This is a genomic window from Micromonospora echinofusca (assembly GCF_900091445.1).
GTDB lineage: Bacteria > Actinomycetota > Actinomycetes > Mycobacteriales > Micromonosporaceae > Micromonospora > Micromonospora echinofusca.
Map to the genome: position 1 here is coordinate 3,188,042 of NZ_LT607733.1, position 12,124 is coordinate 3,200,165.

General features: G+C 73.7%; 11 protein-coding genes and 1 pseudogene. 9 read left to right on the forward strand and 3 right to left on the reverse strand.

Translation table 11 applies throughout. The features are described 5' to 3' along the window. Positions 1-76: 76 nt before the first annotated feature. Positions 77-1,177 carry a calcium:proton antiporter gene (locus GA0070610_RS14015; protein ID WP_089000453.1) on the reverse strand — a complete coding sequence of 367 codons (1,101 nt, stop codon included), beginning with the start codon at positions 1,175-1,177 and terminating at the stop codon, positions 77-79. An 87-nt stretch (positions 1,178-1,264) separates the two neighbouring features. Continuing rightward, positions 1,265-1,450 carry a hypothetical protein gene (locus tag GA0070610_RS14020; RefSeq protein ID WP_197697847.1) on the reverse strand — a complete coding sequence of 62 codons (186 nt, stop codon included), beginning with the start codon at positions 1,448-1,450 and terminating at the stop codon, positions 1,265-1,267. A 475-nt stretch (positions 1,451-1,925) separates the two neighbouring features. On the opposite strand from GA0070610_RS14020, the gene GA0070610_RS14025 reads away from it, so the two are divergent. The 5 genes from GA0070610_RS14025 (at position 1,926) to GA0070610_RS14045 (ending at position 7,581) form a co-directional block, all read left to right on the forward strand. Beyond that, positions 1,926-2,726: a DUF5994 family protein gene (locus GA0070610_RS14025; protein WP_089000454.1), complete on the forward strand. Its 801-nt coding sequence runs from the start codon at positions 1,926-1,928 to the stop codon at positions 2,724-2,726. Then, the gene (locus GA0070610_RS14030; RefSeq protein WP_089000455.1) at positions 2,723-3,736 is read left to right on the forward strand and encodes a glycosyltransferase family 4 protein; all 1,014 of its coding nucleotides are present in this window, start codon (positions 2,723-2,725) and stop codon (positions 3,734-3,736) included. The genes GA0070610_RS14025 and GA0070610_RS14030 overlap by 4 nt, the downstream gene beginning before the upstream one ends. A gap of 196 nt (positions 3,737-3,932) precedes the next feature. Further along, a complete protein-coding gene (locus GA0070610_RS14035) occupies positions 3,933-5,072 on the forward strand; it encodes a glycosyltransferase (protein ID WP_089003488.1) in 1,140 nt (379 codons plus the stop codon). A 29-nt stretch (positions 5,073-5,101) separates the two neighbouring features. Next, a complete protein-coding gene (locus GA0070610_RS14040) occupies positions 5,102-6,106 on the forward strand; it encodes a glycosyltransferase (RefSeq protein ID WP_089003489.1) in 1,005 nt (334 codons plus the stop codon). Next, positions 6,103-7,581, forward strand: coding sequence for a glycoside hydrolase family 130 protein (locus GA0070610_RS14045; RefSeq protein ID WP_089000456.1), 1,479 nt, complete (start codon positions 6,103-6,105; stop codon positions 7,579-7,581). The genes GA0070610_RS14040 and GA0070610_RS14045 overlap by 4 nt, the downstream gene beginning before the upstream one ends. Before the next feature lie 194 nt (positions 7,582-7,775). On the opposite strand, the gene GA0070610_RS14050 is transcribed toward GA0070610_RS14045, so the two are convergent. Then, entirely contained in the window at positions 7,776-8,843 is a 1,068-nt protein-coding gene (locus GA0070610_RS14050; protein ID WP_231926110.1) for an ice-binding family protein, read from the reverse strand. Here GA0070610_RS14050 and GA0070610_RS31950 point away from each other — a divergent pair. The 4 genes and pseudogenes from GA0070610_RS31950 to GA0070610_RS14070 all read left to right on the forward strand — a co-directional run bounded on the left by GA0070610_RS31950 (position 8,820) and on the right by GA0070610_RS14070 (position 12,018). Then, the gene (locus GA0070610_RS31950; RefSeq protein WP_392567303.1) at positions 8,820-10,094 is read left to right on the forward strand and encodes a sigma-70 family RNA polymerase sigma factor; all 1,275 of its coding nucleotides are present in this window, start codon (positions 8,820-8,822) and stop codon (positions 10,092-10,094) included. The two genes, GA0070610_RS14050 and GA0070610_RS31950, sit on opposite strands and share 24 nt — an antisense overlap. A 39-nt stretch (positions 10,095-10,133) precedes the next feature. Next, the gene (locus GA0070610_RS14060) at positions 10,134-10,349 is read left to right on the forward strand and encodes a hypothetical protein (protein ID WP_089000458.1); all 216 of its coding nucleotides are present in this window, start codon (positions 10,134-10,136) and stop codon (positions 10,347-10,349) included. A 182-nt stretch (positions 10,350-10,531) separates the two neighbouring features. Then, positions 10,532-10,978: pseudogene (locus GA0070610_RS14065) on the forward strand (phage holin family protein); the annotation flags it as partial. Beyond that, complete coding sequence (locus GA0070610_RS14070; protein ID WP_089000460.1) at positions 10,975-12,018, forward strand: fatty acid desaturase family protein; 1,044 nt, start codon at positions 10,975-10,977, stop codon at positions 12,016-12,018. The pseudogene GA0070610_RS14065 and the gene GA0070610_RS14070, both read left to right, overlap by 4 nt. The last annotated feature ends 106 nt before the right edge of the window (positions 12,019-12,124 follow it).

Sequence of the window (12,124 nt, forward strand, 5' to 3'; positions counted from 1 at the left end):
GTGCAGTACCCCCGTGGTAGGTCCCTCATGCCCGGACACGGACGCACCCGGCGGCGGGACCGCGCCGGTTCACCGGTCAGGGGCTCGCGGCGAGGAAGACGAAGGCGGCGAGCAGCACCAGGTGCACGCCGCCCTGGAGCACGGTGGCCCGGCCCGGCACCACGGTCAGCACGCTCGTGACGACGGTGAGGGCGAGCAGGGTCACCTGGGTGCCGCCGAGACCGAGCAGCAGCGGGCCCTCCAACCAGATCGACGCGAGCGCTATCGCCGGGATGGTCAGCCCGATGCTGGCCATGGCCGAGCCCAGGGCCAGGTTCAGGCTGATCTGCACCCGGTCGCGGCGGGCGGCCCGGGCGGCGGCGAGCGTCTCGGGCAGCAGCACCAGCAGCGCGATGACCACCCCTACGAAGGACGGGGGCAGGTTCGCCCCGGCCACGGCCGACTCGATCGCCGGGGAGACCGACTTGGCGTCGCCCACCACGGCGACCAGCGCCACCAGCAGCAGTCCCAGGCTGAGCAGGGCGGCCCGGTCGGACGGCGGCTCGGCGTGCCCCTCGGTGCCGAGCACCCGCCCCTGGCTGTTGACGGGCAGGAAGTAGTCGCGGTGGCGGCCGGTCTGCACCATGACGAACAGGCCGTAGAGGGCGAGCGAGACCACGGCGGCGAAGGCGAGCTGCGCCGGGGTGAACTGCGGTCCCGGCCGGCTGGTGGTGAAGGTCGGCACCACGAGGCTCAGCGCGGCGAGAGTGGTCACGGTGGCCAGCGCCCCGCCGGTGCCCTCGGAGTTGAACACCGCCACCCGTCGGCGCAGCGCCCCGATCAGCAGCGACAGCCCTAGGATGCCGTTGCAGGTGATCATCACGGCGGCGAAGACGGTGTCGCGCGCGAGGGACTGCGTCTTCTCGCCACCGCTGATCATGAGCGTGACGATCAGGGCCACCTCGATGACGGTGACGGCCACGGCGAGCACGAGCGAGCCGTACGGCTCCCCCACCTTGTGGGCCACCACCTCGGCGTGGTGCACGGCGGCCAGCACCGCGCCCGCCAGCAGCAGAGCCACGACCACCACGACGGGACCGGAGAGGTCACGCCCCCAGGTCATGATCAAGACCAGGATCGCCAGCAGCGGGACGGACACGTTCCAGTCGGTCAGACGTGAGCGAAACGGCGCGGCCATGCCCCAACCTTCGCAGAGCAGCCGGCCGGCTGAACACAGACCGACGCGACGGGGTGCGACCCGGGGCCACCGCCCCGGTCAGAGACGTCAGGTCGCGTCCGGCAGCCACACCTCGAGTACGGCGGGATCGGCGATCGCCTGCCGCACCTGCGTCCGCTCCGGCGCGGTCAGCGGCAGCGCCGCGAGTCGGGCGCCCCAGTCAGGCACCAGCTCCGGCTTCTCCAGCGCGAGCGACAGCTCGATCAACCCGGCCAGCGCCAACGCCTGCTCCACCCTCGGGTTCAGTGGGCCGGCAGGGACTTGCGCACGGGCACGACGCCGACCCCGGTCGGTGCCGCGCGGACCGGCCCGGGCAGGCGTAGGCTGGGGGCATCCCGGAAACGACGGCATCCCACTCCTGAGGGGCCCGCCACGCCGGCTCCGCCCGAGGGCACGCGACGTCCCGACCCGATCCGACGGTCATCCGGCCCGCCTCGATCACCGCGTCCTTCGCGGTGGCACGACGCACCATCTCCGGGAAGTCCCTCTCACCTGCCAGCGGCCGAGGGTGCCGTTGACCCGCGCGACGCTCGCGGTCGACACCACGGTGACCGGCACCGCCCGTACCGCACCGCGAGGGCGCCCCGGAGCGGGGCAACCGACGATCCGACCGGGCGAGTCGGCGCACCGGACGTCCGCCCGGCGCAGGACGCGACCTTGACGCACGACCCCACCGCTACGCCGCGGTCACGGCGATGAGGAATCCGACATGACGCCACCGACCCACGCTCTCGATCTCCCATCGCCGCCGTCGACGCCGCGCCTGCGGATCGAACCGACCCGCACCACGCGTACGCTGCTCGACGGCGGCTGGTGGCCCCGCTCGACGGATCCGCTCGCCGAGCTGCCCGGCCTCGTCCTCGCCATCGACCTGCTGCACGGGCCGATCGTCCGGCTGGTCCTCAACGCCGACGTCTGGGACGGCAACCCGCGCCGCCTGGCCGTCGACGGCAGGGTGGTGCGGGTCGGCTACTTCGCCAGCCAGCCCGCCACCCTGCTGACCGCGATCTGCCTCAACGACGACCGGGTCGACCTGCTGGTCGTCCCGCCGCAGACCCCGGTCGGCCTGGCCGAGGCGGCGATGGCGCTCGCCGTCACCGCCGGCAACCTGGTGCGTTCACCGAACCTGCTCGCCGCCGCGGGCACGACGTCCGCCGCGCGGACCGGCAGCGCCGACAGGCACACCTGGGAGGGCGAGGGCGGCCGTCTCCGCACCGACCCCGACGCCCCTTCCCGCCCGGCCGACGCCGGACCGGCCGGGATGCCCGCCCCGACAGCGCCCCCCAGGCAGCGGCGCACCGGCGACCTTCCCACCATCACCACCAAGGAGCAGACCATGACAGTTTCCCGGCACACGATCGTCGCCGCGCTGCGTCGGCGCGACCAGCACACCAGGGCCGACTGGGTCGAACGGGAACTGCCGGCGCAGGTCGACACCACCCGGCACGCCGGGCTGCTCGCGACCCTGCGTCTCGACCTCGCCGAACTGGACGGGTCGACGACACGGTGAGAGTGGCCCTGCTGGGCCCGGTGGCCTGGCGGACGCCGCCGCGCCACTACGGCCCGTGGGAACAGGTGACCGGCCTCCTGGCCGAAGGCCTCGTCGCGCGGGGTGTGGACGTGACGCTCTTCGCCACGTTGGATTCGCTCACCTCCGCCGCCCTGGACGGGGTGTGCCCGCGCGGCTACGCCGAGGATCAGGGCATGGACGGACGGGTCTGGGAGGCGATGCACGTCTCCCACGCGTTGGCCCGCTCCGCCGAGTTCGACCTCGTGCACAGTCACCTGGACTGGCTGCCGCTGGCCTTCGCCGCGCACTGCGACGCCCCGCTGCTGACCACCGTGCACGGCTTCTCCGGGGTGGGGATCCTGCCGGCGTACGAGAAGGGCCGCTCGGCATACGTCTCCATCTCCGACGCCGACCGGGTCCGTGGGCTCGACTACCTCGCCACCGTGTACCACGGGGTCGACCTGGACGGGCTGCCGTTCACCCCCGATCCCGGCCCCGGCCTGGTGGCTTTCGGTCGGATCCACCCCGACAAGGGCACCCACACCGCCATCGAGATCGCCCGGCGGGCCGGCCGGCCGCTGACCATCTGCGGCATCGTGCAGGACGAGCGGTACTTCAGCGAGGAGGTGGCGCCGCACGTCGACGGCGAGCGGGTCACCTTCCTCGGCGCCGTGGGCCCACGCCGCCGCGCCGAGGTCCTGGGCGGCGCCGCCGCCCTGCTGCACCCCGTCGCCTTCGACGAACCGTTCGGCCTGTCGGTGGTGGAGTCGATGGCGTGCGGGACACCGGTCGTGGCGTACGCCCGTGGGTCGATGCCCGAGGTGGTCGACGACGGGGTGACGGGGCTGCTCGTGCGGACCGCCGAGCAGGCCGTCGAGGCGGTCGGTCGGGTGACGTCGATCGACCGCGCCGCCTGCCGGGCCCGGGCCCGGCAGCGCTTCGGCGCCGACCGGATGGTCACCGACTACCTCGCCGTCTACGACGACCTCGCCCGTCGCCCCGAACGCTGACGTCCTCCACGCGCCCAGGTCCACCACAAGTCCGGCTCCCACTCGACCCCGGTTCGCCGCCGGCCCCACCCCGCTGACGCGGCGGTCGCCGGTGAACCCGTCCGTCGGCCGTCCACGTCGGCCGACGCGCGCCGTTACCTCGTGAGGCCCGCCCCGTCCCTCGGTGGCGGCCGACAACCGGAAGGCACGGCACCCGATGTCCACCCGTTACGGCTTCCTGAGCACCCACCCGCCGACCCGGTGCGGGCTGGCCACCTTCAACTCGGCCCTCGCCGCCCATCTCACCGCCGGCGGACCGCCCGGCGGCGTCGTACGGGTCACCGCCCCCGGCGACGCCCCGCGCCCGGAACCGGGCGTCGTGCACACCTGGTCCGCGCGGAACGCGGCCGGCTGGCGGGGCGCCGCCGCGGCGCTCAACGCCTTCGACGTGGCCGTCGTGCAGCACGAGTACGGCATCTACCCGGGACCCGACGGCGAGGACGTCCTGCCGGTGCTGCGGCGGCTCACCGTGCCGAGCATCGTGGTCCTGCACACCGTGCTCCGTCAGCCCTCGGCCCGGCAGAAGACGCTGCTGGAGCAGATCGTGGCCGCCGCCGGCGCGGTCGTCACGATGACCGGCACCGCCCACGACCGGCTGCTCGTCGGCTACGCCGTCGACCCCGCGAAGGTGTCGGTGATCCCGCACGGCGCCGCCGATCCCGTGGGCGCGCCCACCCTGCGGCGCACCCGCCCGCACCTGCTCACCTGGGGACTGCTCGGGCCGGGCAAGGGGATCGAGTGGGCGTTGCGGGCGCTGGCCCGGTTGCAGGACCTGGACCCGACCCCCACGTACACCGTCGCCGGCCGGACCCATCCGAAGGTGATCGAGCACCAGGGCGAGGCGTACCGGGCCGGCCTGCACCGCCTCGGCGCCGAGCTCGGCGTCGCGCACGGCGTGGATTACCAGGCCGCGTACCAGGACCAGGCCACGCTCGGCGCGCTGATCCGCTCCGCCGACGTGGTCGTGCTGCCCTACGACTCGACCGAACAGGTGACCTCCGGCGTCCTGACCGAAGCGGTGGCCGCTGGCGTCCCCGTCGTCGCCACGCCCTTCCCGCACGCCGTCGAGCTGCTCACCGGCGGCCCCGGGCTGGTCGTACCCCATCGGGACCCGGCGGCACTGGCGGGCGCGATCCGGCGGATCCTCACCGAACCCGGCCTGTCCGCGAGCCTCGCCGGTCGCTCCCGACCGATCGCGGCGGACCTGCGCTGGCCGTCGGTGGCGGCGCGGTACGAGGCCCTCGCCGGGCGGCTCGTCGCCGGCCGGTCGCCCACCGTGACCCCGGCAGCTGCGTGACCACGTCGGGCGACCGGTCCGGCGCCGGCATGCCGGTACCCGCGCCGAGCTTCACCCACCTGGCCCGGCTCAGTGACGACACCGGCCTCTTCGAGCACGCCCGGCACGCCATCGTCCGTCGGGAACACGGCTACTGCACCGACGACGTCGCCCGGGGTCTGCTGGTCGCCAGCCGGGAGCCGGAACCGTCGGCGCAGGTGCTCGGGCTGGCCGAGTGCTACCTGGCCTTCCTCACCCACGCCCAGGACGGTCGCGGCGCCTTCCACAACCGCCTCGGCCACGACCGGCGCTGGACCGACCAGCCCGGTCTCGGTGACTGGTGGGGGCGGGCGCTGTGGGGGCTGGGGACGGCCGCCGCCCGCAACCCCGCCGACTGGATCCGCACCGAGGCGCTCGTGGCCTTCAGCCGCGGCGCGGCCCGGCGGTCGGCCGCGCCGCACGCCATGGCCTTCGCCGGGCTGGGCGCCGCCGAGGTGCTGCGCCGCCACCCCGGGCACGCCGTGGCGGGGGCGCTGCTCGACGACGCCGCCGGGGCGGTCGGTGCCGCCGACCCCGATCCGCGCTGGCCGTGGCCGCAGCAGCGGCTCAGCTATGCCAGCGCCGCCCTCGCGGAGGTCGTCATCGCCGCCGGCCACCTGCGCGGGAACGCCGCACTGCTCGCCGACGGGCTGCGGATGTTGACCTGGCTGTGCGAGGTGCAGGTGCGCGACGGGCGGCTCTCGGTCGTACCCGTCGGCGGCTGGCGGCGCGACGGAGCCCGTCCGCGGCACGACCAACAGCCCATCGAGGTCGCCGCCCTCGCCGACGCGTGCGCGACCGCCGCCACGATCACCGGCGACCCGGCCTGGCGGATCGCGCTCGGGCGGGCCGTCGGATGGTTCCTGGGTCACAACGACCTCGGCATGGCCATGTGGGACCCGGCGACCGGCGGCGGCTACGACGGGCTCACCCCGCACGGCCCCAACTTCAACCAGGGCGCCGAGTCGACCCTGGCGCTGATCTCCACCCTCCAGCACGCCCGGCAGCGGTCGTGACCGGGATCCTGGCCACCCGCCAGAGCCGCACGCTCGCTCCCGATCCCCGGCGGGTCGTCGTCAAGCTCTTCGTCCCGGGAGAGGACGCCGCGGTCGCGCACACCCGCGCGCACGACCTCGTCGACCGGATCGCGAGCCTCGACCCGGACCAGACGCGGCTCCTGCTCCGGCGGACCCTGCGCGACTTCGGCGACCGGCACCGCGACCTGGAGGGCACCTTCCGGCACCACTACGAGCTCGTCCGGCACCGGGTCGAACGCAGCCGGCAGCTCTCCCCCACCGCGCGGCTGCTGGTCGGCGCCTACTTCAGCCACGAGTACGCCGTCGAGGCCGCGGCGCTGTGCAATCCGTCCATGGTGGCCCATCCCGACCAGTCCGGGCTGCGCCCGGGGCAGCTGCGGGTGGCGGTCAGCCTGCGCCAGATCGGAGAGGGTCACCTCTCCTCCATCGGGTTCGCCAGCGCCGTGCTGGGGCCCGGGAGCCGCCTCGCCGTGGGAAGACGGTCGGGACCGCTGGTGAGCGGCCGGCGCAGCCACGTCCACCACCGACGGGACCTGCTCGCCGCCGGGCTACGCGAGGAGGGCTGGGACAACGAGGTCTGCGCCACCGTGCTGGCGGCCCTGCCGGAGCGGTACGACGAGGCCGGCCTGGAACGGACACTGGCCGCGCTGCCACCCGATCTGCTGTACCGCCATACCACCACGGACACCCTGGAGCAGCTGCGCCGGCTCTCCGCGGCCAGCTACGCCGTCGCCTTCCCGGCCGACACCCTCCTGCACGAGCGGGTGCTCTGGCCGGCCACCGCGGCGGAGAGCAGCGGCATGGAGGACGCCCGCTTCGTCAGGTTCGTCGACGACGCCGGCACCCCGACGTACCAGGCGACGTACACCGCGTACGACGGTCGACGCATCGCCGCCCGGAGGTTGGCCAGCGACGATCTGACCCGGTTCCGGATCGACCCGATGCGCGGGCCGGGCGCCCGGAACAAGGGGATGGCGCTCTTTCCCCGGACCGTCGACGGTCGGCACCTGGCGCTCTGCCGCTCCGACGGCGAGACCATCGGCCTGACCGTCCTGGCCGACGACGGGACCTGGCAGGCGCCGGTGCCACTGCACGGGCCGCGCCGCGGCTGGGAGCTCATCCAGGTCGGCAACTGCGGATCGCCCGTCGAGACGGCGTCGGGCTGGCTGGTGCTCACCCACGGCGTCGGGCCGATGCGCCGCTACGCCATCGGGGCCCTGCTGCTCGACCTGCACCGGCCGGAGCGGGTGCTCGCGGAACTGCCCGGGCCGCTGCTGGCCCCCGACGACACCGAGCGCGAAGGATACGTGCCGAACGTCGTCTACTCCTGCGGCGGCCTGCTCCACGACGGGCTGCTCTGGCTGCCGTACGGGGCCAGCGACGCCCGGGTCGGCTTCGCCACCGTACCCCTCGACGCGCTCGTCGAGGCGATGGTCGACCACCGCTCCGGCTGAGAGCCCGGCGGGCGCGGCACCGCCCGACGGACCTGCCGGCCGGGGACCTCATCGACCTCGGGCCGGTCGATCTCACGAAGCCGTCACCCGACGGCACCTTTGTGGAAGGTGCCGTCGGGTGACGGAAGACTCGTGCCCTAGCGGTGCGGGCCCCGGCGGCCGATGACCGGCCGCCGGGGCCCACCCCGTCAGGCCTAGGAGGTCCTGCGGCGGTAGAGGAAGAGCAGGCTCGCGCCGGTGGCGACGGCGAGGCTGCCGAGGCCCGTCAGCACGGGGACCAGCGCGCCACCGCCGCTACCACCGGTCACCGGCAGCTGCGTGCGGCTCGGGGTCGGGAACCCGGTCGGGGTTCCCGTGGGCTGTCCGGTCGGAGAGCCGGTGGGGCTTCCGGTGGGCTGTCCGGTCGGGGTGCCGGTCGGCGTGCCCGTCGGAGTGCCGGTAGGGGTACCGGTCGGCGTGCCCGTCGGAGTGCCGGTGGGCTGGCCCGTCGGCGTGCCCGTGGGGGTGGTGGTCGGGCTTCCTGTCGGCTGGAGGCAGACGGGGGCGTTGATGGTGTTGGTGTCGAGGGTGACGGCGCCGGTCCGGGCCAGGGCCCGGCCCTGCAGGGTCGCGCCGGTGTTCATGCTGATCGAGGTCTGGGCCAGGATGTTGCCCATGAACCGGGTTCCGGTGCCGAGCGTCGCCGAGCTGCCCACCTGCCAGTAGACGTTGCAGGGCGAGGCGCCGTTGATGAACACGACGCTGCTGTTGGAGGCGGTGATGAGGGTGGAGGCGATCTGGAAGATGAACACCGCCGCCGGGTCGCCCTGGCTGTTGAGCGTCAGCTGGCCGGTCAGTTGCGCGGCGCCGATGCGGTACACCCCCGGGGTGAGCGTGGCGCCGCCGAGTTCCGACGGCCGGTTGGTGAAGGGAGTCCGGCCGGCGGCGTCGTTGTACGCGGTGGTCAGGTCGTCCTTGGCCTGCAGTGCGACGGCGTCACCGAGGTGGATCTCGCCGCCGACGACGCCGGGCGGGAAGCCGGGCGCGGTGTTGCCGGGGTGGACGCCGAGGCTCTGCGCCAGGAAGCTCGGACCGGTGTTGGTCACGGTGGAGCCGGCCAGTACGGAGAAGTTCGCCGCTGTGCCCAGGCCGACCGGCGCCTCAGCGGCGCTGGCACCGGTGCCACTGACGATCAGCACGACGACGGCCGCGCTGGCGGCGGCGACGGCCGCGAGCGCCGGCATTGCCGCGCGCCGGAGATGACGGATTCGGGTGACTGTCACGATGAGGCCCTCTCATGGTGCGTCTCCGGCCGGCGCTGTCGGAACAGCGGGCCGGGAGCCACACAAGTGCAAATATTGGTAGATCGGACTTTTGCATATTCATGGGCTCAATGCTCCCATAAGTTTAGAAATCGTCGCCACGCATCGACCGGCGGGACGCCAGGCCGACCAGTGAGCGCAGACCCGCAACGATCCTCACGTCGACCGGACGCGCCCTCTCCTGAGCCCGATCCCGCAGCCGGCCGCGCTCCATTCGAAACGGCGCTTCGTGGACCGGCACAGGCGGAAGCCGACCAGAGCGGTGGCGGCGCGATCCGCCGGACCGCAGGGCCATGCCCCCAGCCGTTCTCCGTCCTCGCCTGTTCGACGTGCCGGACAGCCGCGAGCAGTCGCTGCGCCGCCTCGCCGCGTTGGACCACGACGATCCCGGTCGCGCGAGGCTCCGGGCCCGGATCATCGAGAACGGCCTGCCGATGGCTGGCCCACCGGTACGCCGGACGCGGCGAGCCGTACGACGACCTGGCGCAGGTTGCGGCGCTGGCCCTGGTCAGAGCGGTCGACGGGTTCGACGTCGAGCGAGGCGTTCCCTTCTCCGGCTACGCGGTCCCGAGCATTTTCGGTGCCCTGCGTCGGCACTTCCGCGACACCACGTGGGCGATGCGGGTACCGCGCCGGGCCCAGGAGCTGAACGGCAGGATGCGCGCCGTCACGGCGGAGTTGACACAGTCGCGGGGCCACCATCCGAGTGCCGCCGAACTTGCCGACCACCTTGAGGTGCGCGTCGAGGAGATCCAGGCCACCGCCCTCGCGGCGCAGGCCTACCGGCTGATGTCGCTCGACGCGCCGCGTCACGAAACCGACGACCTCGGGACGCTCGCGCTCATCGGTGCCGTCGACCCCGCCTTCGCCCGGGTGGACGATCACCTCGTTCTGCGGTCGCTCCTGGCAGACCTTCCGCCGCGGGAGCGTCGGATCCTGACGCTGCGGTTCCACGGCCAGCTGACCCAGAAGCTGATCGCCGAGCGGTGCGAGCTGTCGCAGATGCACGTGTCACGGCTGCTGAAGCAGTCCCTTGCCCGGCTCCGTGCCGGCATGCCGCGCGGACCGTCCCCGGCCCGCAGCGCATCCCCGGCCCGCAGCGCATCCCCGACCCGAATGCCCCGACCGTGTCGAATGCGCCGAATCGCCACCCACCGCCCCTGCGCTGTCTCCACGATGGGAACGAGGTCGGATTCCAACCGAGAGGGGTAGTGCGGCATGAGACGTCGACGTAGCAGAAGGGTCCCGCTGATGCAGGCGGCGGCGATGTCCCTGGCAGCGGTGGTGGCGGCGGCGGCCGTCGTACGGGCTCGGCGCCGTCGCGCCGTGGGCGACACGATGGGCGGCGATCTTCCTGCCCTGCGCGACGGCGCGTTCGCCGACGCGAGCACGGTCGGGATGCCGGTGCCCGGCGGCGCTGCCGGCCGGGACAAGCAGACGGCGTCATCGGCAGCCGCAGCGCGGTGAGGACGGGGAGCGCCGCCCCGCGACCAGGCAGGCACCGCGCCGGCCCGGCGTGACCAGGCGGCGCCCGCCCGACGGCCCTGGACGAACGCGCCCCGGCGCGACGTGCCGAACTGCTCGTGGAAGTGACGGCGGATGAGTGACCCGTCCAGCGGCGCCCGGGCGGAGTTGACCGCCACGGTAGACGCGCCGGCTCCGGCGCCGCGATGGTCGGCGGCGCGGGCGCAATGGCGCTGTTCCGGACGGGAACGCTCGTCGCCGCGCTCGTCCTGGTCCTCGCCGGGTTCATGCCGGCGTGGGTGGCCACGCTCGTCGTCGCGGTGGCTCTCTCCGCGATGGCCGGGCTGCTCGTGCTGTTCGGAAAGAAGCAGGTGAAGCAGACGATGCCCGTCAAGCCGGAGTCGACGCTGCACAGCGTGCGCGGGCGCGGAGCCGGTGCGGCAGACGGCCAGGGAGGGACGAGGGCGATGACCCCGAACGCGAGCAGCGACCCGGATCGCACCCGTGCGGACATCGAAGCGACGCTGGGCGGGATTGGATCGGTCGCCCGCCGACACCCTCTCCTGGTCGTGGTCGTCGCCACCACCGTTGGTCTCGTCGTGACGATGCGTCAGAACGAGCGTCGACCATGAGCGACGCCACCCTCGACACCCAACGCCACGGTGGCAGCCAGTACGCGGAGCTGTCGCGCGTGATCCGGCGCGCGGGCCTGCTCGATCGCCGGCGTCGTTACTACGCGCTGCGCATCGGCGCCCTCGGCGGGTGCTACGTCGGCGCGTGGACGCTGTTCGGGTGGCTCGGTGAGTCGTGGTGGCAACTGGGCGTCGCAGCCGCCCTGGCGGTGGTCTTCGCGCAGGCCGGGTTCATCGGTCACGACGCCGGTCACCGCCAGATCTTCCGTACCCGCCGCGCCAACGACCTGGTCGGCCTGGTGCACGGCAATCTCCTGATCGGCCTCAGTTACGGCTGGTGGATCGACAAGCACAACCGCCATCACGCGCACCCCAACACCGAGGGGCACGACCCGGACATCGTCGTCCGGCCGCTGTCGTTCACCCGGGAGCAGGCGCGGGGGCAGCGCGGGCCGGGCGCGGTGGTGGTCCGGTACCAGGCGTACCTGTTCTTTCCGCTGCTGCTGCTGGAGGGCCTGCACCTGCACGCCAACAGCGTCAAGGCGGTCGTCGGCCCGGGTCGGCTCAGGCGACGCCCCGTGGAGGCCGCGCTGCTGGCCCTGCACGTCGTCGGATACCTCGGGGCCGTGCTGCTCGTGCTGAGCCCGGCGCAGGCCGTCGCGTTCGTCCTCGTCAACCAGGGCCTGCTCGGGCTCTACCTCGGCAGCGCCTTCGCGCCCAACCACAAGGGCATGCCGATCCTCGCCGCCGACGACCGGCTCGACTACCTCCGACGCCAGGTGCTCACCTCCCGCAACGTGCGCGGCAACTGGTTCATCGACGCCCTGCTCGGCGGCCTGAACTATCAGATCGAGCACCACCTCTTCCCCAGCATGCCGCGCCCCAACCTCCGGCACGCCCGGCCACTGGTCCGCCAGTTCTGCGCCGACCACGACGTTCCCTACCACGAGACCAGCCTGACGCGTTCGTGGCGCCAGGTGCTGGGGCACCTGCACGGGGTCGGATCGGGTCGACGGGCCGACGACGCCGGCCTGGGCTGAGGCACGGACGCCTGCCGGGTCCCGCCGCGCCGGACGTCGCCGGCGAGGGCCCCGACTCGCCGGCGGGTCGGGGACGCCGATCACGCACACGCGTGGGGTCGGGTCC

Bases quoted from the DNA above. Each gene is read 5' to 3' on its own strand.
- GA0070610_RS14015 (WP_089000453.1), bottom strand. From the start codon at position 1,177: ATGGCCGCGCCGTTTCGCTCACGTCTGACCGACTGGAACGTGTCCGTC.
- GA0070610_RS14025 (WP_089000454.1), top strand. From the start codon at position 1,926: ATGACGCCACCGACCCACGCTCTCGATCTCCCATCGCCGCCGTCGACG.
- GA0070610_RS14035 (WP_089003488.1), top strand. From the start codon at position 3,933: ATGTCCACCCGTTACGGCTTCCTGAGCACCCACCCGCCGACCCGGTGC.
- GA0070610_RS14040 (WP_089003489.1), top strand. From the start codon at position 5,102: ATGCCGGTACCCGCGCCGAGCTTCACCCACCTGGCCCGGCTCAGTGAC.
- GA0070610_RS31950 (WP_392567303.1), top strand. From the start codon at position 8,820: ATGACGGATTCGGGTGACTGTCACGATGAGGCCCTCTCATGGTGCGTC.
- GA0070610_RS14060 (WP_089000458.1), top strand. From the start codon at position 10,134: ATGCAGGCGGCGGCGATGTCCCTGGCAGCGGTGGTGGCGGCGGCGGCC.
- GA0070610_RS14070 (WP_089000460.1), top strand. From the start codon at position 10,975: ATGAGCGACGCCACCCTCGACACCCAACGCCACGGTGGCAGCCAGTAC.